Genomic DNA, 23919 nt, shown 5'->3' with positions numbered 1-23919 from the left:
GACGCCCCGGGGCCGCCCATTTGGTCAGATGGAGTCATCAACCCCACCGGATCGGGTGAGAGCGGTGACACGGGGGTCGCCGCCACAGACACAGAGGGCAGGGCACTGACATGGCAGCGAACACGAAGACCTCTCGCAAGGCCGCCCGGTACGCGGTACCGGTAGCGGTGGCGGGCGTCGCCGCGGCGACCGTGGCGATGGTCCCGGCCTTCGCCAACGCCGGCGGCCCGGACCTGCCCAAGGTGACGGCGCAGCAGCTGATCGAGAAGGTCGCCGCCTCCGACGTCCAGCAGCTCACCGGTACGGCCAAGCTCAGCACCGACCTGGGGCTGCCCACCCTCGCCTCCGGCCTGCTCGGCGGCGGCGGGGTCGCGGGCGGCTCGGCCGACCCGCAGGACAAGGTCGCGCAGCTGGCCAACGGCACCCACACCTTCCGCGTAGCGGCCGACGGCCCGGACCGGCAGAAGCTGACCTTCCTGGACGGCAAGGACGAGTACACCCTCGTCCACAACGGCACCGACGTCTGGGGCTACGACTCCAAGTCCAACGAGGCCTTCCACGACAAGGCCGACGGCAAGGACGCCGGTAAGGACGCCGGCAAGGGCAAGGAGCACCCGAAGACGGCCGACCGGCTCGCGGCCTCGCCGCAGCAGCTGGCCCAGGACCTGCTCAAGCAGGCCGGACCGACCACCGACATCGCCGTGGGCGACACCGCGCAGGTCGCCGGCCGCGACGCCTACCAGCTCGTCCTGAAGCCCAAGCAGAGCGGCTCCACCGTCGGCTCGGTCCGGATCGCCGTCGACGCCAAGAACGGAGTGCCGCTGCGCGTCCAGCTGCTCTCCAGCCAGGGCGGCAAGCCGATCGCCGAGGCGGGCTTCACCCAGGTCGACTTCGCCAAGCCGGGCGCCGACGCCTTCTCCTTCACCCCGCCCAAGGGCGCCAAGGTGACCGAGGGCGCGGACAAGGCCGCCGGGAAGGGCGGGGAGCACGGCAAGGAGTTCGGGCCGCTGGAGTCCATCCCCGGTCTGGACGCGCTGACCGGCGGGGCGGACGGCAAGGGCGGCAAGGGCGACGTGAAGGTCCTCGGCGAGGGCTGGGCGACGGTCGCGCGCATCGACACCGGCGCCGGCAAGAGCCTCTCCGACATCGAGAAGGACAAGAACGCGCCGAAGGAGGCCAAGCAGTTCCTGAACTCCCTCGGGGACAAGGTCACCGGGAAGTTCGGCGAGGGCCGGATCTTCTCCACCCGCCTGGTCAACGCGCTGATCACCGACGACGGCAAGGTCTACGTCGGCGCGGTCACCAAGGACCAGCTGGTCAAGACGGCGGACTCCGCCAAGTAGTCGCACCACCGACGGGGGTGGCCGGGGACGTGTGTCCCCGGCCACCCTTGTCCTGTTCCGCTCCTGCGTACAGCACGGCCGCTGTACCGTGAACGCCATGTCGAGACACGTCACCATCCGCCTGGACGAAGAGTTCCACGAGCGCCTCAAGGCGCGCGCGGCGGCGCTGGGGACGACGGTGACCGCGCTGATCACCGAGGTCACCGAGCGCGAACTCGACGAGGACCGGAAGACCTTCCTGTCCGGCATAGAGGAGTTCGCCGACCACTGGGGCTATTTCCAGGAGCGGTTCGGCAATTGAAGATCACCATGGAGTGGGCCTGGACGGCCCTGGCCCACCATCTGCCGTCGGATCCCGCCGTGTGGGACCCCTCCGGGGTCGCCGCGGCCGTCGCCCGGCACCAGAACGACCTGGTGCTGGTGCCCGAGCAGCCCGCTCCCGACACGGCCTGGCGGGCCGCCGCGTTCCTGCACACCCTCGCCGTGTGCCCCGCGCTGGAATCCCCGATGAACGAGTTCTACGCGGCCGCCGCCACCCGCTCGTACCTGCGGGTGGCCGGGGCCAAGCAGCTGCCCTCGCCGGAGGAACTGGGCGACCTGGTGGAGGCCGCGAAGCTGGGCCGGGTGGACATCGGGGCGGTCGCGGAGGAACTGCGCGCCCGCATCCAGGACCCCCTGCCCGCCTCGCTGCGACCGGCCGCCGAGGACGCGTAGCACCACCGGCACGGTCCGGTCGGACCGTGCCGGAGGCCCTGGAGGACCAGACCGTTCAGAAGGTGATCTTCCAGCTGTTGATGTAGCCGACGTCCTGCGCGCCCACGTCCTTGACCTGGAGCTTCCAGACGCCGTTGGCGACCTCGCTGGACGCGTTCACCGTGTAGGTGGCGATCACGTTGGCGGCCGAGTCCGAGCTGGAGTTCTTCAGCAGGTACGCCGTGCCGTCCGGGGCGATCAGGTTGATCACCAGGTCGCCGCGGTAGGTGTGGACGATGTTGACGTCCACCTTGGTGGTGGCGGGCGCGTTGCCCGTGACGCCGGAGACATTGATCGGCGAGGTCACCGCGGCGCCGGGGGAGTCCGGGATGTTCACGTCCGCGGTGTTCTCGAAGGACGGGCCCGGCGGGACCGGGGTGGCCGCCCCGAGGTTCCAGACCGCGTAGGCGATGGCGTCCGCGTTGCGGTCCAGGGCGGTGTCGTTGATGTTCGCCGTGGTGTCGCAGGAGGAGTGGTAGCAGGCGTCGAAGGCCCTGCCGGAGGTGCCGCCCCACTTCTGGGCCTGCGCCGCCGTCTTGGTGTAGTCGGCGCCGGAGAACAGGCCGCCGACGGGGATGCCCGCGCTCTTGAAGGGGGCGTGGTCGGAACGGCCGTCGCCCTCGGTCTCGATCTCGGTGGGGATGCCGAGGCCCGCGTAGTAGTTCTTGAAGGTCTGCTCGATGGTCGGGTCGTCGTCGTAGACGAAGTAGCCCGGGTTCGGCGAGCCGATCATGTCGAAGTTCAGGTAGCCGGAGATCTTCGCCTTCTCGGCCGCCGGCAGGTTGTTCACGTAGTACTTCGAGCCGACCAGGCCCAGCTCCTCCGCGCCCCACCAGCCGAAGCGCAGGTGCTTGGTGGGCTGCAGGCCCGCGCGGGAGACGGCCAGCGCCGTCTCCAGGACGGCCGCCGAGCCGGAGCCGTTGTCGTTGATGCCCGCGCCCGCCGTCACCGAGTCCAGGTGGGAGCCGGACATCAGCACGGAGTTCGGGTCGCCGCCCGGCCAGTCGGCGATCAGGTTGTAGCCGGTGGCACCGCTGGAGGTGAAGGTCTGCAGCGTGGTGGTGAAACCGGCCGCGTCCAGCTTGCCCTTCACGTAGTCGATCGAGGCCTTGTAGCCGGACCGGCCGTGCGCACGGTTGCCGCCGTTGGCGGCGGCTATGGAGGAGAACTGCGCCAGGTGCGCCTTGACGTTGGCCAGCGGGATGTCGGGCGGCGTCGGCGCTGCGGCGACGGCCGTCGGCGCGGCGAGCGCGGCGGGGGAGGTGGCGGCCAGCAGGCCCGCGACCGCGAGCGCGGTCGCGGCGGCCAGGCGCCGGGAGACGGACAGGCTCATGTGGGGGCTCCGGGATTCCGTATGGGGATGAGACGGAACGTGCGGTATCGATCAGGTGAACGATGATGCGCCAGTGCGAGCCTGATGTTCAGTGAGAGCGTGACTGTCCGTCAAGACCGCGATCCGGTCAAGGGAGTTCGGTAAACGGACGATCCCCGGTACGAAGGTTTCGTACCGGGGACCGGGGGAGAGAAGTGAAGGCCGTTATGCGGGCCCGCGGGTCGGGGCCGCCCCCGCCGCGGGGGCGTCGGCGGACGGGGCCGCGGACCCGGTGGCGGAAGCGGCGGGCGCCGCGGCGGGCGCCGCCGCGTTCACGGCGGCCTGCGCGAGCCGGGCCCGCGAGCGCCGGGAGCTGCGCAGCGCGTCCCAGCTCAGCAGCACCAGCGCGGCCCAGACCAGGGAGAAGCCGGCCCAGCGCTCGGGCGGCATCGCCTCGTGGAAGTACAGCACCCCGAGCCCGAACTGGAACACCGGCGCCAGGTACTGCAACAGCCCCAGCGTGGACAGCGGGACCCGGATCGCGGCCGCCCCGAAGCAGACCAGCGGGATCGCGGTGACCAGTCCCGTCGAGGCGAGCAGGGCGGAGTGTCCGAGTCCCTGTGCGGCGAAGGTCGAGCGGCCCTCCGCGGCGAGCCACAGCAGGTAGCCCAGGGCGGGCAGGAACAGCATCGCCGTCTCGGCGGTCAGCGACTCCAGCCCGCCCATGCCGAGCTTCTTCTTGATCAGCCCGTACGTGGCGAAGGAGGAGGCCAGCGCGAGCGAGATCCACGGCGGGCGCCCGTACCCGATGGCCAGGACCAGTACGGCGGCGAAGCTGATGCCGACCGCCGCCCACTGGGGGCGGCGCAGCCGCTCCCCGAGGACCAGGACGCCGAGCGCGATGGTCACCAGCGGGTTGATGAAGTACCCGAGGCTGGCCTCGACCACGTGGCCGTTGTTGACCGACCAGATGTACAGGCCCCAGTTCACGCTGATCACGGTCGCGGCCAGCGCGGTCAGCGCCAGCTTGCGCGGCTGGCGCAGCAGCTCCGCCATCCAGCTCCAGCGGCGCAGCGCGATCAGCGCGACGCCGACCACGGCGAGGGACCACACCATGCGGTGGGCCAGGATCTCGATCGCCCCGGAAGGCTTGAGCAGCGGCCAGAAGAGGGGGACCAGCCCCCACATCCCGTAGGCGCCGAATCCGTAGAGCAGACCCGCGCGCTGCTCGTTCTGTGCCTTCACGGGCCCTCCAGTGCGACTTCCGGCCAATCTCACAACCTCACGACCGTAGCGCCGCGAGGAGCCGATGTCATGCCCGTTACGGCGAGATACTCATGACACCCGGCTGTCGCTTTCCGCCTCCCGCCGTCCGGTCAGCCGGCCAGGGCGGCGCCGATGGCGTGGGCGACCGGGGTCGTCGGGCGGCCGATCAGGCGGGCCAGGTCGCCGCTGGTGCCGGCGAGGCGGCCGCGCGAGATCGCCGCGTCCACGTCGACCAGGATCGCCGCGAAGCCCTCGGGCACCCCGGCCCCGGTCAGCGCCCTCAGGTGCGCGTCCGCCGGAAGGGCGGCGTACGCGACCTCGCGCCCGGACTGCCGCGCCACCTCGGCGGCGTACTCGGCCAGGCTCCAGGCGGTGTCTCCGGAGAGCTCGTAGACCTGGTTCAGGTGGCCCTCGCCGGTCAGCACCGCGGCGGCGGCCGCCGCGTAGTCGGCACGGGCCGCCGAGGCGATCCGGCCCTCGCCCGCGCTGCCGAGCACCGCCCCGTGCTCCAGGACCGAGGCCAGCTGCGCGGTGTAGTTCTCGTGGTACCAGCCGTTGCGCAGGAAGGTGTAGGGGAGGCCGGAGTCGAGGATCGCCTGTTCGGTGACCTTGTGCTCGGCCGCCAGCTCGAAGTCCGCCTCCGGCCCGCCGAGGATCCCGGTGTAGGCCAGCTGGGCCACCCCGGCGGCCTCCGCCGCCTTGATGACGGCCGTGTGCTGCGGGACCCGGCGGCCGACCTCGCTGCCGGAGATCAGCAGCACGCGGTCGCCGGCCCGGAAGGCGCCGGCCAGGCTCGCGGGGTCGTCGTAGTCCGCGACCCGGACCTCGATGCCGCGCGCGGCCAGGTCGGCGGCCTTCTCCTCGTTGCGCACGACGACGGCCAGCCGGTCGGCGGGGACCTTGGCCAGCAGCTCCTCGACGACGAGGCGGCCGAGGGATCCGGTGGCTCCGGTGACGACGATGCTCATGACGCTCACGCTCCTGTGCGGGTGTCTCTGGTGTTCTCCTGCGGGGATTACACCAGCCTATGGAAAGCGCTAACTATCCGTAAGTACCCACTTCAAAGTAAGGTACTGGTATGGAAGTAAGTGTGAAAGCCCCCATGTGTCCCTCGCGCGGGATCCTGGAACACGTCACCAGCCGCTGGGGCGTCCTGGTGCTCGCCGCCCTCTTCGAGCGCTCGTACCGGTTCAGCGAGCTGCGCCGCGAGGTCGGCGGGGTCAGCGAGAAGATGCTGGCCCAGACCCTCCAGACCCTGGAACGCGACGGGTTCGTCCTGCGCCACGCCCGCCCGGTGATCCCGCCGCACGTGGACTACTCCCTGACGGAACTGGGCCGGGAGGCCGCCGAGCAGGTGTGGGCGCTGGCCCGCTGGACCGAGCGGCGCACCGGCGAGGTGGAGCGGGCCCGCGTCGCCTACGACGAAGCCCGGACCCCGTAGCGGGATCCGGGCTTCCGTCTTCACAGGACCACGGCGGCTGCCGGCTAACCGACGACCGTCCAGGTGTCGTTGCCCGCGAGCAGCGTCGCCAGGTCCCCCTTGCCCTTCTGGTCGATCGCCCTGTCGAGCTGGTCGGCCATGAGGGTGTCGTAGACGGGGCGGGTGGTGTCGCGGAAGACGCCGATGGGGGTGTGGTGGAGGGTGTCGGGGTCGGCGAGGCGGGAGAGGGCGAAGGCGGTGGTGGGGCTGGTGGCGTGGGCGTCGTGGGTCAGGACGCGGTGTTCGTTGTCGGGGGTGACGGTGATGACTTCGAGGTCGCCGGTGTCGGGGTTGCGGGTGACGCCCTTGGTGTCGTCGGTGCCGAAGCGGATGGGCCGGCCGTGTTCGAGGCGGATGACGGCTTCGCGGGCCTGTTCCTGGTCCTTGAGGGCGTCGAAGGCGCCGTCGTTGAAGATGTTGCAGTTCTGGTAGATCTCGACGAGGGCGGTGCCGGGGTGGTCGGCTGCCTGGCGCAGGACCTCGGTGAGGTGTTTGCGGTCGGAGTCGATGGTGCGGGCGACGAAGGTGGCTTCGGCTCCGAGGGCGAGGGAGACGGGGTTGAAGGGCGCGTCGAGGGAGCCCATCGGGGTGGATTTGGTGATCTTGCCGACTTCGGAGGTGGGGGAGTACTGGCCCTTGGTGAGGCCGTAGATCCGGTTGTTGAAGAGCAGGATCTTGAGGTTGACGTTGCGGCGCAGGGCGTGGATGAGGTGGTTGCCGCCGATGGAGAGGGCGTCGCCGTCGCCGGTGACGACCCAGACGGAGAGGTCGCGGCGGGAGGAGGCGAGTCCGGTGGCGATGGCGGGGGCGCGGCCGTGGATGGAGTGCATCCCGTAGGTGTTCATGTAGTACGGGAAGCGGGAGGAGCAGCCGATGCCGGAGACGAAGACGATGTTCTCCCTGGCCAGTCCGAGCTCGGGCATGAAGCCCTGTACGGCGGCGAGGACGGCGTAGTCGCCGCAGCCCGGACACCAGCGGACCTCCTGGTCCGACTTGAAGTCCTTCATCGACTGCTTGGCCTCGGCCTTGGGGACCAAGGACAGCAGGTGGTGGGGGGCGTCGGTCACCTCAGTCATTGATGGCCTCCTTGAGAACCGTCGCGAGCTGCTCCGCCTTGAAGGGCATTCCGTTGACCTGGTTGTACGACTGGGCGTCGACCAAGTACCTCGCCCGGATCAGGGTGGCCAGCTGTCCGAGGTTCATCTCGGGCACCACTACCTTGTCGTAACGCTTCAGGACCTCTTCGAGATTCCCCGGGAAGGGGTTGAGGTGGCGCAGGTGGGCCTGCGCGATGGCCGTCCCCTGGGCGCGGAGCCGGCGGACGGCGGCGGTGATGGGGCCGTAGGTGGAGCCCCATCCCAGGACCAGGGTGCGGGCGGTGCCGGTGGGGTCGTCGACCTCCAGGTCGGGGACGGCGATGCCGTCGATCTTGGCCTGGCGGGTGCGGACCATGTGGTCGTGGTTGGCCGGGTCGTAGGAGATGTTCCCGGTGCCGTCCTGCTTCTCGATCCCGCCGATCCGGTGTTCCAGCCCCGGCGTCCCCGGGACCGCCCACGGCCGGGCCAGCGTCTGCGGGTCCCGCTTGTAGGGCCAGAACACCTCGGTGCCGTCGGCCAGCGTGTGGTTGGGGGCGGTCGCGAACCGGGTCCGCAGATCGGGCAGGTCGGCCACGTCCGGGATCCGCCAGGGCTCGGAGCCGTTGGCGAGGTAGCCGTCGGAGAGCAGGAAGACGGGGGTGCGGTAGGTGAGCGCGATCCGGGCGGCGTCGATGGCGGCGTCGAAGCAGTCGGCGGCGGTGCGGGGGGCCACGATCGGGACCGGGGCTTCACCGTTGCGCCCGTACATCGCCTGGAGCAGGTCGGCCTGCTCGGTCTTGGTCGGCAGCCCCGTCGAGGGCCCGCCGCGCTGGATGTCCACGATCAGCAGCGGCAGCTCCAGCGACACCGCCAGCCCGATCGTCTCCGACTTCAGCGCCACACCCGGCCCGGAGGTCGTCGTCACCCCCAGCGCCCCGCCGAACGCCGCCCCCAGCGCCGCACCGATCCCCGCGATCTCGTCCTCGGCCTGGAAGGTCCGCACCCCGAAGTTCTTGTGCTTGGACAGCTCGTGCAGGATGTCCGAGGCCGGCGTGATCGGGTACGAACCCAGGTACAGCGGCAGATCCGCCTGCCGCGCCGCCGCGATCAGCCCGTACGACAGCGCCAGGTTCCCCGAGATGTTGCGGTACACACCCGCCGGGAACGCCTTCGTCGCCGGAGCCACCTCATAGGAGACCGCGAAGTCCTCCGTGGTCTCCCCGAAGTTCCAGCCCGCCCGGAACGCCACGATGTTCGCCTCGGCGATGTCCGGCTTCTTCGCGAACTTCTGCCGCAGGAACTTCTCCGTGTTCTCCGTCGGCCGGTGGTACATCCACGACAGCAGACCCAGCGCGAACATGTTCTTGCTGCGCTCGGCCTCCTTGCGCGACAGACCGAAGTCCTTCAGCGCCTCCACCGTCAGCGTGGTCAGCGGCACCCCGTGCACCCGGTAGGCGTCCAGCGAACCGTCCTCCAGCGGGGACGTCGCGTACCCCACCTTCGCCATCGGCCGCTTCGTGAACTCGTCCGTGTTCACGATGATCTCCGCACCCCGCGGCACATCGGCGATGTTCGCCTTCAGCGCCGCCGGATTCATCGCCACCAGAACGTTCGGCGCGTCCCCCGGCGTCAGGATGTCGTGATCCGCGAAATGCAGCTGGAACGACGACACACCCGGCAGGGTCCCGGCAGGCGCCCGGATCTCCGCCGGGAAATTCGGCAACGTCGAAAGATCATTACCGAACGACGCCGTCTCCGACGTGAAACGGTCACCCGTCAACTGCATACCGTCACCCGAATCACCCGCAAAACGGATGATCACACGGTCCACACGACGGATTTCCTTGCCGGCTCCATCGGGCGCATTCTCGCTGCGCTGCTCTCCGATGGACCCACCGGCCCCGTCGGCCTGCTCGGCCGGGCTACTGACCTGGCTGGTCACTGAACTGGACCTCCTTCGAGGCGCGGGCGTTCGTTCCCAAGGCCAACCCTACGTCCGTGAGGATTTTCGGCCTCTGGGCGCCCGCATTCTGGACCGGCCCTTCGGGGCCGGTCTGTCCGACAGACGTCGTGCTCCAAACGAATGTTCCGAATCCCCCGACCTGTGCCGGTGTGCTCTGCCTGACAGAGTGTCAGTCGATCAGGACCTCAGATAGGTGAGGACCGCCAGAACGCGCCGGTGATCCCCGTCACTCGGGGACAGGCCGAGCTTCATGAAGATATTGCTGACGTGCTTCTCGACCGCCCCGTCGCTGACCACGAGCTGCTTGGCCACGGCGGAATTGGTGCGTCCTTCCGCCATCAGGCCCAGCACCTCCCGCTCGCGCGGGGTCAGGCCGGCCAGGACGTCCTGCTTGCGGCTGCGGCCGAGCAACTGCGCCACGACCTCGGGATCCAGGGCCGTACCGCCCCGGGCCACCCGGACGACGGCGTCGAGGAACTCCCGGACGTCGGCCACGCGGTCCTTGAGCAGATACCCCACCCCGGTGCTGGAACCGGCCAGCAGTTCGGTGGCGTACTGCTCCTCCACGTACTGCGACAGCACGAGCACCCCGATCCCGGGATGCTCCCGGCGCAGGCGCACGGCGGCCCGTACGCCCTCGTCGGTGTGGGTCGGCGGCATCCGTACGTCGGCCACCACCACGTCCGGCAACGCGTTCTCGGCCGCGAGGTCCGCCACCGTCTTGATCAGGGCTTCCGCGTCCCCGACGCCGGCCACGACGTCATGCCCCCGGTCGGTCAGCAGCCGGGTCAGGCCCTCACGGAGCAGCACTGAATCCTCGGCGATGACCACCCGCACCCTGTCGTCCACGTTCAGCAGCTCCCGCGTCCACTCGTCAATCCACGACCGTTCCTGGCAGCCGGGTTTCCCTGGCCGAGCCAAGCATCCCAGCCCAAAGGCCCGGTAAAGGGTGGTCTTGGTCAACAAGTGCGTGCGGGACGAACGAAATCGGGTCGAATCAAGCCGGGTCGATCAATTCCAGCCGCAGTGGCGAAATCCGGCGGGGGGCGCCGGGGTGAAAGTCCGGCGGTGCCGGGGCAAGATCCAGCCTCGCCGACGTTTGAGGCGCGGGGCTCCGGGGCGGAGCCCCCGGGAGACGGCCCGCACCGCTCCGCCGGCCTCCCCGGCGCCTGAGGGGGAACGGGCGAAGGACGGGCAGGGGACCAGCCCCGCGCAGCGGCCCGGGGCCCGGGGGCCAGCCCCCGGGCCCCGGGCCGCTGCGCGGTCAGGCCCCCCGGGAAACCCCGTACCGGCCCGGCCAGGGCAACGGTCAGGCCCTCCAGGGAAGCTCCGCCGTCACCGTGGTCCCCCGCCCCGCCTCGGAGTCCACCACGAGCACCCCGTCCACCGCGTCCAACCGCTCGGAGAGCCCCGCCAGCCCCGTCCCGCCCCGCGGATCCGCCCCGCCGCGCCCGTCGTCCACGACCTGGATCAGCAGCCGACCCCCGGACTTCCACACATCGACGCTCGCGCCCCGCGCCCCCGCGTGCTTGCTGACGTTCTGCAGCAGCTCGGAGACCGTGAAGTACGCGATCCCCTCGATCGCCGCCACCGGCCGGGCCGGCAGGTCCACCGACACCTTCACCGGCACCGCGCACCGCGAGGCCACCGAGGACAGGGCCGCGTCGAGCCCCCGGTCGGTCAGCACCGCCGGGTGGATCCCGCGCGCCAGGTCCCGCAGCTCCTGGAGGGCGACCTTGACCTCGCCGTGGGCCGCGTCCACCATCCGCGCGGCCCCCGCCGGGTCCTCCGTCAGCTTCTCCTTCGCCAGCCCCAGGTCCATCGCGAGGGCCACCAGGCGGGCCTGCGCCCCGTCGTGCAGGTCCCGTTCGATGCGCCGCAGGTCCGCCGCCGCCGTGTCCACGACCACCCCGCGGTCGGACTCCAGCTCCCGGACCCGGTCGTCCAGGCGGGTACGGCCCAGCAGCCCGCCGACCAGGAGCCGGTCGACGCCGGTCAGCGCGCGGATCACCCAGGGCGTGGCGAGGGTGATCAGGAGCCCGGCCAGGCAGGTGGCCGCGATGGCCACGGGCGAGTCGAGGTAGAAGGTGTACTCGCCGTTCTGGACGAGCTGCAGGCCGGGCTGATCGGTGAAGGCGGGGAAGACCCAGAACCACAGCGGGTACAGCAGGGCGCTCCACCCGTAGGCCCACAGCGTCAGCGCGAGGCAGAAGGCGAACACCGCCCACGGGAAGTGCACCACCGAGTACAGGACGTGGCGCCAGGCGCTCCCGCTCTTGAGCAGCGCCCCCATGGCGGCGAGGGGCCCGCTCTTGCCGGCCCGGACCGGCGCCGGTTCGGCGACCGGCATGCGTAGCAGCGACCGTACGCGGCCTCGCTCGATCCGGCCGAAGCCGCGGCACACCAGGAGGACACCGGCCAGGACCGGCACCCCGACGAAGGTGACGAGCAGCCCGGTGCCGAGGGCCACGCCCGTCAGGGCGACGCAGAAGTACAGGGTGCTCAGCGGCAGCCCGATCAGCAGGTACCCGAACTCCCGCCAGGTCCGCGCCGCCACCGGCGCCCGCAGCACGGCGGCGAGCCCGCCGCCGGGGCCGTCGATGCCGCCCATGCCGTTGCCCATGATCCCGCCCCGCCCTTCCTCGTGTCCTTGTCGGCTCCCAGCCTGCCGTCCGGCCCTATTCCGAACCATGCGGCGGATCGGCCTCTCCACCCGGGGGTTAACCCCACCCCACCCGCCCCGGCCCCCGGGCCCCCGGGCCCCGCTCCCACCCACCGGGTCCCCGGACTCCGGCCCCCGCCCCCTGGACCTCCGCCGACTCCCAGCCCCGGCCCATGCGCCGGGCCCAGCCCCCGGCCACCGGCCCAGCTCCGGGCCTCCGGCACGGGCCCTGGGCTCTGGCCCCCGGTCCCGGCTCCGGCCCCCCGGCTCTGGCTTTGGGCTCCGGTCCCCGGTCCCGGTCCCGGCTCGCCCAGTTCTGGGCCCCAGCCCCTGGCCTCCGCCCCAGTCCCTGGCCTCCGCCCCAGCCCCCAGCCCCCGGCCTCCGGCACGGGCCCTGGGCTCTGGCCCCCGGTCCCCGGTCCCGGCTCCGGTCCCCGGTCCCGGCTCCGGCCCCCGGCTCCGGCTCCCGGCCGCGGCCACGCGGCCCCGTACGTGCCGACGGGCCCCCGCCCTCTCGGGCGGAGGCCCCGCTCGGTGCCCGGATCGCGGCCGGTCCCGCTCGTCCGCGCGAGCCCCGTTCCGGCCCGGCAGCTGCGCTGCCTACGCGAGCCCCCGTTCCCGCCACGGCAGCTCCGCCGAGACCACCGTGCCCTCCCCTTCGGGGGAGTCCACCGTGAACACCCCGTCCACCGCCCGCAGCCGTTCCGCGAGGCCGGCCATGCCCGTACCCGTGCCGCCGGACATCCGCGCCCCGCCCCGCCCGTCGTCCGAGACCCGGATCAGCAGCCGCGGCCCCGCCCGCCACACCTCGACGCTCGCGCCCCGCGCCCCCGCGTGCTTGCTGACGTTCTGCAGCAGCTCGGAGACCGTGAAGTACGCGATCCCCTCGATCGCCTCCGCCGGCCGGGCCGGCAGGTCCACCGACACCTTCACCGGCACCAGGCAGCGCGAGGCCACCGAGGACAGGGCCGCGTCGAGCCCCCGGTCGGTCAGCACCGCCGGGTGGATCCCGCGGGCCAGGTCCCGCAGCTCCTGGAGGGCCAGCTTCACCTCCCCGTGAGCCTCGTCGACCATCGCCGCCGCCCCCTCCGGGTCCTCCAGCAGCTTCTCCTTCGCCAGACCCAGCCCCATCGCGAGGGCCACGAGCCGCGCCTGCGCCCCGTCGTGCAGGTCCCGTTCGATCCGCCGCAGGTCCGCCGCCGCCGTGTCCACGACCACCACCCGGTCCGACTCCAGCTCCGCGATGCGCCGCTCCAGCTCGTCCGAGGGCGACAGCAGGCCCCGTACCATCACCCGGTCCACATTGGCCATGCCGCGGACCAGGTACGGCAGGACCGGCCACAGCACGAACAGCCCCGTCAGCGTTACCGTGAAGGTCAGCACCCCCCACGGCAGCCGGACCAACTCGTACAGCACGGTCCGCCAGCCCACCGGGTCCTTCATCCCCGCCCACAGCCAGGCGAAGAACCCGCCCGCGCGCCGCGGCCCCGGCAGCGGGGTCGGCTCGGCCACCCGCACCCCCAGCAGCGCCCGCGCGCGCATCCGTTCGAACTTCCCGAGCAGCCGGGCCCCGTAAAGGCCGCAAACGAGCAGGGGCAGTCCGATCGCGGTCACGGACAGACCGCCGGTCGTGGCGACCATGAACGCCGTGTAAACAAAACCGATCAACGTCACCGGCAGATTGCTCAGCAGATGAGCGATCTCCTTCCACGTGACCGCGTCGAAGGCGGGACGCACGGGAGGAGGGGACGGAGCTTGATCGTTCGCGGTCATGCCGGACAGCCTGCCAATTCCGTCCGCGTCATGCCATGGGGCGGCCCGGCGGCAGTGAACGGGGGATAACCCCACCCCGCGCAGCCCAGGCCCTAGACTCCCGTCCGTACCAGATCAACCAGATCGTCGACAGTGGCCGAGGAGCGAGGAAACGGACGTGCCCGACCCAACGGTATCGACCGTGACCGTGACCGCCGCGGACTACTTCCGGAGTTATTCGGTCGTCGGCCTGCTCGCGGTCCTCGGCGTGCTCTTCGTGGCGGTGGCCTTCGGCGCCGGCCGCCTGCTGCGGCCCGTCGTCCCGACCCCCGAGAAGCTGCTGACCTACGAGTGCGGCGTGGACCCCGTCGGCGAGGGCTGGGCCCACACCCAGGTCCGCTACTACGTCTACGCCTTCCTCTACGTCATCTTCGCCGTCGACTCGATCTTCCTCTTCCCGTGGGCGACGGTGTTCGCCGCCGCCGGTTACGGCGCCACGACCCTGGTGGAGATGTTCGTCTTCCTCGGTTTCCTGGCCGTCGGCCTGCTCTACGCGTACAAGAAGGGCGTCCTCGAATGGACGTGACACCCCAGCCGGACGTGACCGACGTGACGGTTCAGCCGGAGCTGCTCCCGGAGCCCAAGCGCCTGGGAGTCCTCTCCCGCCTCGCCCCGGAGCCCATGAAGGTGGTCCTGAACTGGGGCCGCCGCTACAGCCTGTGGGTGTTCAACTTCGGGCTCGCCTGCTGCGCGATCGAGTTCATCGCCGCCTCCATGGCCCGCCACGACTTCATCCGGCTCGGGGTCATCCCCTTCGCCCCCGGCCCGCGCCAGGCCGACCTGATGATCGTCTCGGGCACGGTGACGGACAAGATGGCCCCGGCCGTCAAGCGGCTCTACGAGCAGATGCCCGAGCCGAAGTACGTCATCTCCTTCGGCGCCTGCTCCAACTGCGGCGGCCCCTACTGGGACTCGTACTCGGTCACCAAGGGCGTCGACCAGATCATCCCGGTCGACGTCTACGTCCCCGGCTGCCCGCCCCGCCCCGAAGCGCTCCTCCAGGGCATCCTCAAGCTCCAGGAGAAGATCGCCCGGGAGTCCCTCGCGGAGCGGTACGCGGCGGCGCCCTCGGTCTCCCAGCTCACCAGCGGCCTCGTCACGCCCCCGCCCGCCCCCGTCTCCGCCCCGGAGGCCGGCGCGTGAACCTCTACGACTCCCTCCCCGACGCGGCCGCCACCGTCTTCGGCGCCGAGGCCGTGGGCTCCTTCGCGTACGACGTCCTCACCGTGGACGTCCCCGTCGGATCCTGGGTCCCCGCGCTGGAGATCGCCCGCGACAAGCTGGGCTGCACCTACTTCGACTGGCTGAGCGCGGTCGACGAGCCCGGCACGGGCTTCCGGATCTGCGCGCACGTCGTCTCCCTGGAGAACCACCGCGTACGCCGCCTCCTGCTGCGCACCACCGTCCCGCACGCCGCCCCGTCCCTGCCGTCGGCCGTCGCCGTGTACGCGGGGGCCGAATGGCACGAGCGCGAGACGTACGAGATGTTCGGCGTGACCTTCACCGACCACCCGCACCTCGTCCCCCTGCTGCTCCCCGAGAACTTCGAGGGCCACCCGCTGCGCAAGGACTTCGTCCTGGCGGCGCGGGTCGCCAAGGCGTGGCCCGGGGCGAAGGAGCCGGGCGAGGCCCACGACCCGGACGCGCCCAAGCGGCGCCAGATGCTGCCGCCCGGGGTGCCCGACCCGAACGACTGGGGTCCCCTCAAGGGCCAGCTCCCGCCGGCCCCCACCCGCCCGGCCCGCACCCCGCGCGCGGCCGGCGAAGGCCCCGCCGCCCGCCGCCCCCGCCCGACCGGCGACGCCCCGGCCGCCCGCCGCACCCGCTCGGTAACGGAAGGCTCGGCCACCCAGCCGACGGACACCCCGGCCCCGGACACCACCACCCCGGACCCGGCCCGCCCGGTCCGCCGTACCCGCTCGGCGTCGGACGGCTCGGCGAGCCAGGCGTCCCCGGACGCCACGGCTCCGGCGGCCGGCACCCCGGACGCGGCGGCCCCGGACCCGGCCCGCCCGGTCCGCCGCACCCGCTCGACCTCGGACGGCTCGGCGAGCCAGGCGTCCCCGGACGCCACGGCTCCGGCGGCCGGCACCCCGGACGCGGCGGCCCCGGACCCGGCCCGCCCGGTCCGCCGTACCCGCTCGGCGTCGGACGGCTCGGCGAGCCAGGCGGCTCCGGACACCACGGCTCCGGACGCCGCCACCCCGGACCCGGCCCGCCCGGTCCGCCGTACCCGTTCCGCCTCGGACGGATCCGCCAGCCAGGCGGCCCCGGCGGCGGACGCGGAGACGACCCCCGCGCCGGAGCCGGAGGCTCCCCGCCGCACGGCACCCCGTAGCGCCGACGCCCCCTGGCACAACCCGAAGCCCGCCTTCGAGGACCCCGGAGGGTCCCCGGCCACACCCCCGGACCCCGCGTCCGAGCCCAAGGCCAAGCCCGACCCCGATCCGGACCCCGACCCCGATCCCGACACCACCGGAGGCGACGCGTGAACGACGTCCTCGACGTCGCCCTGCGACTCATCGTCGTCTTCGCCGTCTTCCTCGTGCTCCCGCTCGTCGTCGGACAGACCGAGCACAAGGTGATGGCGCACATGCAGGGCCGTCTCGGCCCCATGTACGCCGGCGGCTTCCACGGCTGGGCCCAGCTCGTCGCCGACGGCGTGAAGTTCGCGCAGAAGGAAGACATCGTCCCGGCCAACGCCGACCGCCGCATCTTCCAGATCGCCCCGGCCGTCGCCCTGCTGCCGTACCTGCTCGTCCTCCTGGCCATCCCCATCGGGCCCGGCGAGGGCGCCGTCGGCCAGGTCATCGACGCCGGTCTCTTCTTCGCGCTCGCCGTCATGGGCATCGGAGTCCTCGGCTCCCTCATGGGCGGCTGGGCCTCCGCGAACAAGTTCTCCCTCCTCGGAGGCCTCCGCACCGCCGCCCAGCTGCTCGCGTACGAGCTGCCCATGCTGCTCGCCGCCGCCTCCGTGGCGATGGCCGCCGGGACCGTGTCCCTGCCCGGCATCGTGGGCGCCTTCGAGTGGTGGTGGCTGCCCTGGCAGATCATCGGCGCGCTGGTCTTCTTCACCGCCGGCCTCGCCGAACTCCAGCGGCCCCCGTTCGACATGCCCGTCGCCGACTCCGAGATCATCTTCGGCGCGTACACCGAGTACACCGGCCTGCGCTTCGCGCTGTTCCTGCTCGCCGAGTACGCCGGCATCGTCGTCCTGTGCGCCCTGACCACCGTCCTCTTCCTCGGCGGCTGGCACGGCCCCTTCGGCGGTGACGGCCTCGGCTGGGTCTGGACCCTCCTCAAGGTCGCCGTCCTCGCCTTCGTGGTGATCTGGCTCCGCGTGAGCTACCCGCGCCTGCGCGAGGACCAGCTCCAGAAGCTCGCCTGGACCGTGCTCATCCCCCTCGCGCTCGCCCAGATCGCGCTCACCGGCATCGTGAAGGTGGCGATCCAGTAATGTCCCCGATCCCCGGATCCGGCCTCGCCAAGGGCCTGGCCGTCACCCTGCGCACGATGACCAAGCGCGCGCACACCGCCCAGTACCCCGAGACGCAGCCCGAGCTCCCGCCCCGCAGCCGCGGGGTCATCGGCCTGTTCGAGGAGAACTGCACGGTCTGCATGCTGTGCGCCCGCGAGTGCCCCGACTGGTGCATCTACATCGACTCCCACAAGGAGACGGTGCCCGCCGCCACCCCCGGCGGCCGCGAGCGCAGCCGCAACGTCCTCGACCGCTTCGCCATCGACTTCTCCCTCTGCATGTACTGCGGCATCTGCATCGAGGTGTGTCCCTTCGACGCCCTCTTCTGGTCGCCGGAGTTCGAGTACGCGGAGACCGACATCCACGACCTCACCCACGAGCGCGACAAGCTGCGCGAGTGGATGTGGACCGTGCCGGCCCCGCCCGCCCTGGACCCCGCCGCCGAGGAGCCCAAGGAGATCGCCGCCGCCCGCAAGGCCGTGGACAAGGCCGAAGCCGCGGCGGCCGCCGCTGCCCGGGCCCAGGCGGCGGACACCGCGCCCGCCACGCCCCCGACCACCCCGGAGGCCGACGCGTGAGCATCGCAACCGCCCCCCTGGCCCCCCTGGCCGCCGCGGGACACGGCTTCCTGTCGCCGACCGGCGTCGAGATCGCCTTCGTCCTCGTCGGCCTCGCCACCCTCGGCGCCGCCCTCGTCACGGTCACCACCAAGCAGCTCGTGCACGCCGCCCTCTGGCTGGTCGTCGCCCTCGGCGGCATCGCCGTCGAGTACCTGCTGCTGACCGCCGAGTTCATCGCCTGGGTCCAGGTACTGATCTACCTCGGCTCCGTGGTCGTCCTCCTCCTCTTCGGACTCATGCTCACCAAGGCCCCCATCGGCCGCTCACCGGACGCCGACTCCGGCAACCGCTGGGTCGCCCTCGGCGTGGCCGGCCTCGCGGGCGCCACCCTCGTCTGGGTCGTGGTCGACGCCTTCCGCGCCACCTGGATCGACCTCGACGGCCCCGCCCAGGGCTCCACCAAGGTCACCGGCGAGATCCTCTTCCAGCACTGGGTGCTCCCCTTCGAAGCGCTCTCCGTCCTCCTCCTCGCGGCCCTCATCGGCGCCATCGTGCTCTCCCGGCGCAACACCGCCGCCGAGGAAGCCGCCGACGCCGCCGCCCGCACCGGGAAGGGCCAGCGCTGATGCACCTCGCCTACCCCGCCGTCCTGGCGGCGCTCCTGTTCGCCACCGGCCTCTACGGAGTGCTCGCCCGCCGCAACGCCATCCTGGTCCTGATGTCCGTCGAGCTGATGCTCAACGCCGTCAACCTCAACCTGGTGGCCTTCGACGTCTGGCTGCGCGACACCCTCCACGCCGGACAGGCCCTCACCCTCTTCACGATCGCCATCGCCGCCGCCGAGATCGGCATCGGCCTCGCGATCGTGCTGATGGTGTACCGCAACCGCGGCACCTCGGACGTCGACAAGCTGCGCGACACCGCCGAGGGCCACGAGCCCGCCCGGCCCGACGACAACACCGCCCGGCCGGAGGTCGCCGCGTGAGCACCACGACCCTCGCGGTCCTCGTACCCGTCCTGCCCTTCCTGGGCGCGGTGGCAGGCCTGCTCCTCGGCCGCACGGCCCCCGGACTCGTCCGGCCGCTCGCCATCCTGCCGACGCTGGGCGCCGCCGTACTGGCCGTGTTCGTCGCCGTCCGCCAGGGCGGCGGCCCGGCGATCGAGACCGCCACCGAACTGACACCGACCGGCTCGGTGCCCATCGACCTGTCGCTCTACCTGGACGGCTTCGCCGTCCTCGTCGCCGTCCTCGTCGGGGTCGTCGCCACCTGCGTGCAGGTCTACTCGACCGCCTACCTCCGCGACGACCCGCGCTACCCCTCGTACGCCGCGCTCGTCTCCCTCTTCACCTCCGCCATGCTGCTCGTCGTCTACTCCGGCGACCTGATGGTGCTGCTCGTCGGCTGGGAGGTCATGGGCATCTGCTCGTACTTCCTGGTCGGCCACTACTGGGAGACCGAAGCGGCCCGCTCCGCCTCCCTCAAGGCGTTCCTCGTCACCAAGCTCGGCGACGTCCCCTTCCTCATCGGACTGTTCGCCCTCGCCACCGACGCCGACTCCTTCCAGATCACCAAGATCCTGCGCACCGTCGCCTCCGGCGGGCTCGACCACCCGACGCTGATCGCGCTGCTCCTGCTCGCGGGCGTCGCCGGCAAGTCCGCCCAGTTCCCGCTGCACACCTGGCTCCCGGACGCCATGGCGGGCCCCACCCCGGTCTCCGCGCTGATCCACGCCGCGACCATGGTCGCGGCCGGCATCTACTTCGTCGCCCGCCTCCTGCCGGTCTTCGAGGCCTCGCGCGCCGCACTGGTGGTCATGGCCGTCATGGCCGCCGTCACGATGGTCGGCTCCGCCCTCGCCGCCCTGGCGCAGGACGACATCAAGCGGGTGCTCGCCTACTCCACGATCGGCCAGCTCGGCTACATGACCGGGGCCCTGGCCGTCGGCGACCGCGCGGCCGCCGTCTTCCACCTCCTGTCCCACGGCGCCTTCAAGGCGCTCCTCTTCCTCGGCGCGGGCGTCATCATCCACGCCGCCGGAACGAACTCCCTGGCCGCCATGTCCCGGATGGACGGCCTGGCCAAGCGCATCCCCGACGCCTTCTGGACGATGACGATCGCGCTGCTCGCGCTCGCCGCCATCCCGCCCTTCGCCGGCTTCTTCTCCAAGGAAGCCGTCCTCGTCGCCGCCGAGCAGACCGCGACCGGACACTCCGACACCGCCCCCGGCGCGGCCGGCTGGCTGGTGCTCGTCGCCGGGGTGCTGACGGCCCTGCTCACCGCCGCCTACGCCACCCGGCTGTGGCTGATGGCCTTCCGCGGCCGGGGCGCCGCCGCCCCCGACCACGGCAGGGAGCCCGTCGCCATGACCGGCGTGCTGTGGCTGCTGGCGGTCCCCACGGTCGGCTTCGGCCTCGCCGCCGGAACCCTCGCCGACTGGTTCGGCGGCAGGGAGCTCACCCCGACGGTGGCCACCTCGGTCCTCGGCACGGGCGCCGCCCTCATCGGCATCGTCCTCACCTACGGCCTCTGGCAGCGCGCCGCGGCCCAGGCCGCCGCCGCCGTCGGCGCCACGGCCGCGCCCGCCCCCGGCAAGGCCCCTGCGGGCCCGGCCACGGGCGCCCCCGGCACGGCCCCCGCACCCGCCTCCGTCGCCGCCGAAGAATCCGCCGAATCCGCCGCGCTCGCCGCCGTGTCCGCCGCCGAGACCCCCGAGGTCGCCGAGGTCACCCACGACCACCCCGCCGTCCCGGCCGGGCCCGCCCCCGACCCGGGCCGCGCGCTCCTGGGCCCCCTGCACCGCCACGCCGCCGACGGCTTCCACCTCGACGCCGTCTACGACCGGCTGTTCGTCCGCCCCGTCCGGGCCGCCGCGACCCTGGTCCGCTTCCTCGACCGCGAGGTCGTCGACACGTACGTCCGCGGCGCGGGCGCCGGCCCCCGGCTGCTCGGCGGCCTCGTACGCCGGGCCCAGACCGGCAACGTGCAGAGCTATCTGAGCGCCCTGCTCGCCGGCGCCGTGGTCCTGGCGATCGCCACCGCCGTCCTCGCCAACGTCAACGCCGGATCGTGAGCCGTGAGTCAGCCGTGATTGATATCAGCCCGTCCGTGATGCAGTTCCTTCTGGCGTTCGCCGTGGCCGTACCGCTCCTCGGGGCCGTCGCCGCCCTGCTGCCCGCCCCGCCCGGTCTCAAGGGCAAGAACCCCGACCAGGCGGTGCTCCGCCACGGCGTCACCGTCACCGGAGCCGTCCTCGTCGCGGCGATCGCCCTCGCCCTGGGCTTCGACCACGACGCCCCGTCCCGCTTCCAGGCGACGACGGACATCAGCTGGATCCCGGCGCTGGACATCCGGATCCACCTCGGCATCGACGGCATCTCGCTCCCCCTCCTCCTGATGACCGCGCTGCTGTTCTTCCTCTGCGCGGTGTACAGCTACTTCAAGCTCCCCGAGGGACCCTCCCCGAAGGCCTTCGTCTCCCTGCTGCTCGTCCTGGAGTCCGGCACCCTCGCCACCTTCGCCGTCCTCGACCTGCTGCTCTTCTTCCTCGCCTTCGAGATGGTCCTCATCCCGATGTACTTCCTCATCGCCCGCTGGGGCGGTGCTCAGCGGCAGGCCGCCGCCTGGAGGTTCATCCTCTACACGCTCCTCGGCTCCGTGGTCATGCTCCTCGGACTGCTGCTGATCGGACTGAACAGCGGCACCTTCGACATGGTGGCACTCGCCTCTGACAACGGCCGCGGACTGTCCCACACCACCCAGATCCTGGCCGTCCTGGCCATCGGTCTCGGTCTCGCCGTGAAGACCCCGATGTGGCCGCTGCACAGCTGGCTGCCCGACGCCCACACCGCCGCCCCCACCGTCGGCTCCGTGCTGCTCGCCGGCGTGATGCTGAAGATGGGCACGTACGGGTTCGTCCGCATCCTGCTGCCCATCACCCCCGAAGGCATGCACACCTTCGCCCCGTACCTCGGCGCCTTCGCCGCCGTCGGCATCGTCTACGGGTCCCTCGCCTGCCTCGCCCTCGCCCGCAAGGGCAACAAGGGCGACCTCAAGCGGCTCATCGCCTACTCCTCCGTCGGCCACATGGGCTTCGTCCTCCTCGGCATCGCCACGCTGACCCCCACCGGCGTCAACGGCGCGCTGTTCGCGAACATCGCCCACGGTCTGATCACCGGCCTCCTCTTCTTCCTGGTCGGCGCCCTCAAGGACCGCTACGGCAGCAGCGACCTCGACACCCTCGCCGGAGTCACCGGCGCGGCCCTCTACGGCCGGGCCCCCCGCCTCGGCGCGCTCCTCGCCTTCGCCGCCGTCGCCTCCCTCGGGCTCCCCGGCCTGGCCGGCTTCTGGGGCGAGATGCTGGCCCTGTTCGGCGCCTTCGACCCGGCCGAGGGCCTGTCCCGCCCGGCCTTCCTCACCTACATGGCCGTCGGCGCGTTCGGCACCCTGCTGACCGCCGCCTACCTGCTGGTCGTCGTACGGCGCGTCTGCATGGGCGACCCGAAGGCCGGCCCCGAGGTCTCCCTCGCGGACGTCCAGCACTACGAGTTCGCCGCCTGGACCCCGCTCGTCGCCCTCACCGTCCTCGCCGGCCTGTGGCCCGCGACCCTCCTCGGCCTCACCGACCCGGCCGTCCAGAAGCTCCTCGCAGGAGGCAACGCATGACGGCCCCCACGGTCCTCGCCGCCGACACCGCCACCCTGGTCCAGTCCGTCGACTGGCTCGCGATCGCGCCCGTCGTCGTCCCCGCCGCCGTCGCCCTGCTCGTCCTGGTCGCCGACCTCTTCCTCACGGAGGCCCGCAAGCCGGTCCTCGGCTGGATCTCGGTGGCGGGCCTCGCCGTCGCGACCGCCGCCCTGCTGCCGCTGCGCGCCGGGGACCGCACCACCTTCTGCCTCACCGGCGACCCCGCCGCGTGCAGCTACACCGCCGACCACTTCGCCCTCGTCATCCAGTTCCTGGTGCTGGCCGGAGCCCTGGTCACCGCCCTGCTGTCGCTGACCGTCGTGCGCGAGGGCCGCATCCCGGCCGGCGAGTACTGGTTCCTGCTGCTCTCCTCCGCCGCCGGCGCGGCCCTGCTGCCCGCCGCCCGCGACCTCGCGACCCTGATCGTCGCCCTCGAAGTCGCCTCGCTGCCCGCCTTCGCCCTCGTCGGCATGCGCCGCGGCGACCGGCTCTCCTCCGAGGCCGCCCTCAAGTTCTTCCTGTCCTCGGTCACCGCCACCGCCGTGTCCCTGATGGGCGTCAGCTTCGTCTACGCCGCCACCGGCTCCCTGCACCTGTCCCAGGTCGCCGACCGGCTCGAAGACGTCCCCGGGCAGCTCGACACCCTCGCCATGGCGGGCGTCGCGCTCACCCTCGTCGGCTTCGCCTTCAAGACCGCCGCCGTGCCCTTCCACTTCTGGGTCCCGGACACCTACGTGGGCGCCCCGCTGCCCGTCGCCGGCTACCTCTCCGTGATCGGCAAGGCCGTCGGTTTCACCGGCCTCGTCCTCGTCACCGTGATCGCCTTCCCGGCGTACTCCGACGTCTGGGGGCCGGCCCTGGCCGTCCTCGCCGCGCTCACCATGACCCTTGGCAACGCCGCCGCCCTGCGCCAGTCCCCGGACCGGCCGGGCAGCGCCGTCCGGCTCCTCGCCTGGTCCTCCGTGGGCCAGGCCGGCTACCTGCTCGTCCCGATCGCCGCGGCCGCGTACTCCGACCGCGACCAGATCGGCTCCACCGTCGCCTACGCCCTGATGTACGCGACCGTGAACCTCGGCGCCTTCTCCGTGGCCGCCCTGGTCGCCCGTACGAAGCCGCTGAACCGCATCAGCGACTACCGGGGCCTGTACGCCGAGCGTCCCCTCGCCGCCCTCTCGATGGCCTTCTTCCTGCTCTGCCTGGCCGGCCTGCCGCCCGGCATCATCGGCCTCTTCGCCAAGGTCGTCGTCTTCCGGTCCGCCGTCGACGCGGGCCTGGGCTGGCTCGCCGTGCTCATGGCCGTCAACGTCGTCGTCGCCCTGTACTACTACCTGCGCTGGACGGCGCTCCTCTTCCGTCCCGCGCAGGAGGGAGCGGCCGAGGGGGCCGTACGCATCAAGACGCCCCCGCCGGTCAAGGCCGCGATCGCCCTCACCGCCGTCACCGCCCTGGTCCTCTCCGGAGCCCCCCAGCTGGTCCTGCGGTTCGCCTCGGGCACCCTCTTCCCGCAGTAGTCCGACGCGGTCACCCGT

General features: G+C 72.2%; 22 protein-coding genes. 14 read left to right on the top strand and 8 right to left on the bottom strand.

Annotated features, from left to right (window positions below; genetic code table 11):
* Window positions 1-110: 110 nt before the first annotated feature.
* The 3 genes from SLAV_RS16130 (at window position 111) to SLAV_RS16120 (ending at window position 2057) form a co-directional block, all read left to right on the top strand.
* A complete protein-coding gene (locus SLAV_RS16130) occupies window positions 111-1343 on the top strand; it encodes a LolA family protein (protein ID WP_030236284.1) in 1233 nt (410 codons plus the stop codon).
* Between the two features lie 97 nt (window positions 1344-1440).
* Window positions 1441-1644 (top strand): hypothetical protein, encoded by a 204-nt coding sequence (locus SLAV_RS16125; protein WP_234333790.1) that lies wholly within the window; start codon window positions 1441-1443, stop codon window positions 1642-1644.
* Window positions 1641-2057: a hypothetical protein gene (locus SLAV_RS16120; RefSeq protein ID WP_234333789.1), complete on the top strand. Its 417-nt coding sequence runs from the start codon at window positions 1641-1643 to the stop codon at window positions 2055-2057. Before SLAV_RS16125 ends, SLAV_RS16120 begins: the two co-directional genes overlap by 4 nt.
* Window positions 2058-2112: 55 nt before the next feature.
* Here SLAV_RS16120 and SLAV_RS16115 read toward each other — a convergent pair whose 3' ends face one another.
* The 3 genes from SLAV_RS16115 to SLAV_RS16105 all read right to left on the bottom strand — a co-directional run bounded on the left by SLAV_RS16115 (window position 2113) and on the right by SLAV_RS16105 (window position 5642).
* Window positions 2113-3429 carry a M28 family metallopeptidase gene (locus SLAV_RS16115; RefSeq protein WP_030236277.1) on the bottom strand — a complete coding sequence of 439 codons (1317 nt, stop codon included), beginning with the start codon at window positions 3427-3429 and terminating at the stop codon, window positions 2113-2115.
* A gap of 204 nt (window positions 3430-3633) precedes the next feature.
* Window positions 3634-4653 carry an EamA family transporter RarD gene (rarD, locus tag SLAV_RS16110; RefSeq protein ID WP_030236275.1) on the bottom strand — a complete coding sequence of 340 codons (1020 nt, stop codon included), beginning with the start codon at window positions 4651-4653 and terminating at the stop codon, window positions 3634-3636.
* 131 nt (window positions 4654-4784) lie between these two features.
* Window positions 4785-5642, bottom strand: coding sequence for an SDR family oxidoreductase (locus SLAV_RS16105; RefSeq protein WP_030236272.1), 858 nt, complete (start codon window positions 5640-5642; stop codon window positions 4785-4787).
* 110 nt (window positions 5643-5752) lie between these two features.
* Here SLAV_RS16105 and SLAV_RS16100 point away from each other — a divergent pair, with 110 nt between their 5' ends.
* Window positions 5753-6115: a winged helix-turn-helix transcriptional regulator gene (locus SLAV_RS16100; protein WP_030236269.1), complete on the top strand. Its 363-nt coding sequence runs from the start codon at window positions 5753-5755 to the stop codon at window positions 6113-6115.
* 44 nt (window positions 6116-6159) lie between these two features.
* On the opposite strand, the gene SLAV_RS16095 is transcribed toward SLAV_RS16100, so the two are convergent.
* From SLAV_RS16095 to SLAV_RS16075, 5 genes are all read right to left on the bottom strand, one after another.
* On the bottom strand, window positions 6160-7230 hold the full coding sequence (locus SLAV_RS16095; RefSeq protein WP_100660890.1) for a 2-oxoacid:ferredoxin oxidoreductase subunit beta: 1071 nt from the start codon (window positions 7228-7230) through the stop codon (window positions 6160-6162).
* The gene (locus tag SLAV_RS16090) at window positions 7223-9172 is read right to left on the bottom strand and encodes a 2-oxoacid:acceptor oxidoreductase subunit alpha (RefSeq protein ID WP_100660889.1); all 1950 of its coding nucleotides are present in this window, start codon (window positions 9170-9172) and stop codon (window positions 7223-7225) included. The genes SLAV_RS16095 and SLAV_RS16090 overlap by 8 nt, the downstream gene beginning before the upstream one ends.
* Before the next feature lie 198 nt (window positions 9173-9370).
* A complete protein-coding gene (locus SLAV_RS16085; RefSeq protein ID WP_030241187.1) occupies window positions 9371-10030 on the bottom strand; it encodes a response regulator transcription factor in 660 nt (219 codons plus the stop codon).
* A gap of 472 nt (window positions 10031-10502) precedes the next feature.
* On the bottom strand, window positions 10503-11816 hold the full coding sequence (locus SLAV_RS16080; RefSeq protein ID WP_078950738.1) for a sensor histidine kinase: 1314 nt from the start codon (window positions 11814-11816) through the stop codon (window positions 10503-10505).
* 639 nt (window positions 11817-12455) lie between these two features.
* A complete protein-coding gene (locus tag SLAV_RS16075; RefSeq protein WP_030241194.1) occupies window positions 12456-13628 on the bottom strand; it encodes a sensor histidine kinase in 1173 nt (390 codons plus the stop codon).
* 157 nt (window positions 13629-13785) lie between these two features.
* Here SLAV_RS16075 and SLAV_RS16070 point away from each other — a divergent pair, with 157 nt between their 5' ends.
* The 10 genes from SLAV_RS16070 to SLAV_RS16025 are packed head-to-tail and all read left to right on the top strand — an operon-like array spanning window position 13786 to window position 23901.
* Window positions 13786-14193, top strand: coding sequence for an NADH-quinone oxidoreductase subunit A (locus SLAV_RS16070; RefSeq protein WP_030241197.1), 408 nt, complete (start codon window positions 13786-13788; stop codon window positions 14191-14193).
* Window positions 14184-14810, top strand: coding sequence for an NADH-quinone oxidoreductase subunit B (locus SLAV_RS16065; protein ID WP_030241200.1), 627 nt, complete (start codon window positions 14184-14186; stop codon window positions 14808-14810). The genes SLAV_RS16070 and SLAV_RS16065 overlap by 10 nt, the downstream gene beginning before the upstream one ends.
* Window positions 14807-16159, top strand: coding sequence for an NADH-quinone oxidoreductase subunit C (locus SLAV_RS16060; RefSeq protein ID WP_100660888.1), 1353 nt, complete (start codon window positions 14807-14809; stop codon window positions 16157-16159). Before SLAV_RS16065 ends, SLAV_RS16060 begins: the two co-directional genes overlap by 4 nt.
* Window positions 16156-17124: a complex I subunit 1/NuoH family protein gene (locus SLAV_RS16055; protein ID WP_030241204.1), complete on the top strand. Its 969-nt coding sequence runs from the start codon at window positions 16156-16158 to the stop codon at window positions 17122-17124. The genes SLAV_RS16060 and SLAV_RS16055 overlap by 4 nt, the downstream gene beginning before the upstream one ends.
* A complete protein-coding gene (locus SLAV_RS16050) occupies window positions 17124-17723 on the top strand; it encodes a NuoI/complex I 23 kDa subunit family protein (protein ID WP_030241206.1) in 600 nt (199 codons plus the stop codon). Before SLAV_RS16055 ends, SLAV_RS16050 begins: the two co-directional genes overlap by 1 nt.
* On the top strand, window positions 17720-18331 hold the full coding sequence (locus SLAV_RS16045) for an NADH-quinone oxidoreductase subunit J family protein (RefSeq protein WP_037689182.1): 612 nt from the start codon (window positions 17720-17722) through the stop codon (window positions 18329-18331). The genes SLAV_RS16050 and SLAV_RS16045 overlap by 4 nt, the downstream gene beginning before the upstream one ends.
* Window positions 18331-18690 carry an NADH-quinone oxidoreductase subunit NuoK gene (gene nuoK, locus SLAV_RS16040; RefSeq protein ID WP_030241213.1) on the top strand — a complete coding sequence of 120 codons (360 nt, stop codon included), beginning with the start codon at window positions 18331-18333 and terminating at the stop codon, window positions 18688-18690. Before SLAV_RS16045 ends, nuoK begins: the two co-directional genes overlap by 1 nt.
* A complete protein-coding gene (locus tag SLAV_RS16035; RefSeq protein WP_030241216.1) occupies window positions 18687-20777 on the top strand; it encodes an NADH-quinone oxidoreductase subunit 5 family protein in 2091 nt (696 codons plus the stop codon). Before nuoK ends, SLAV_RS16035 begins: the two co-directional genes overlap by 4 nt.
* Window positions 20778-20791: 14 nt before the next feature.
* A complete protein-coding gene (locus tag SLAV_RS16030; protein WP_078950739.1) occupies window positions 20792-22369 on the top strand; it encodes a complex I subunit 4 family protein in 1578 nt (525 codons plus the stop codon).
* The gene (locus tag SLAV_RS16025) at window positions 22366-23901 is read left to right on the top strand and encodes an NADH-quinone oxidoreductase subunit N (RefSeq protein ID WP_030241220.1); all 1536 of its coding nucleotides are present in this window, start codon (window positions 22366-22368) and stop codon (window positions 23899-23901) included. Before SLAV_RS16030 ends, SLAV_RS16025 begins: the two co-directional genes overlap by 4 nt.
* The last annotated feature ends 18 nt before the right edge of the window (window positions 23902-23919 follow it).

The organism is Streptomyces lavendulae subsp. lavendulae (assembly GCF_002803845.1).
In the GTDB taxonomy this organism is placed as follows: Bacteria; Actinomycetota; Actinomycetes; order Streptomycetales; family Streptomycetaceae; genus Streptomyces; species Streptomyces lavendulae.
The sequence above is the reverse complement of the archived record's forward strand: the minus strand, read 5'-3'. Positions and strand labels throughout refer to the sequence as shown.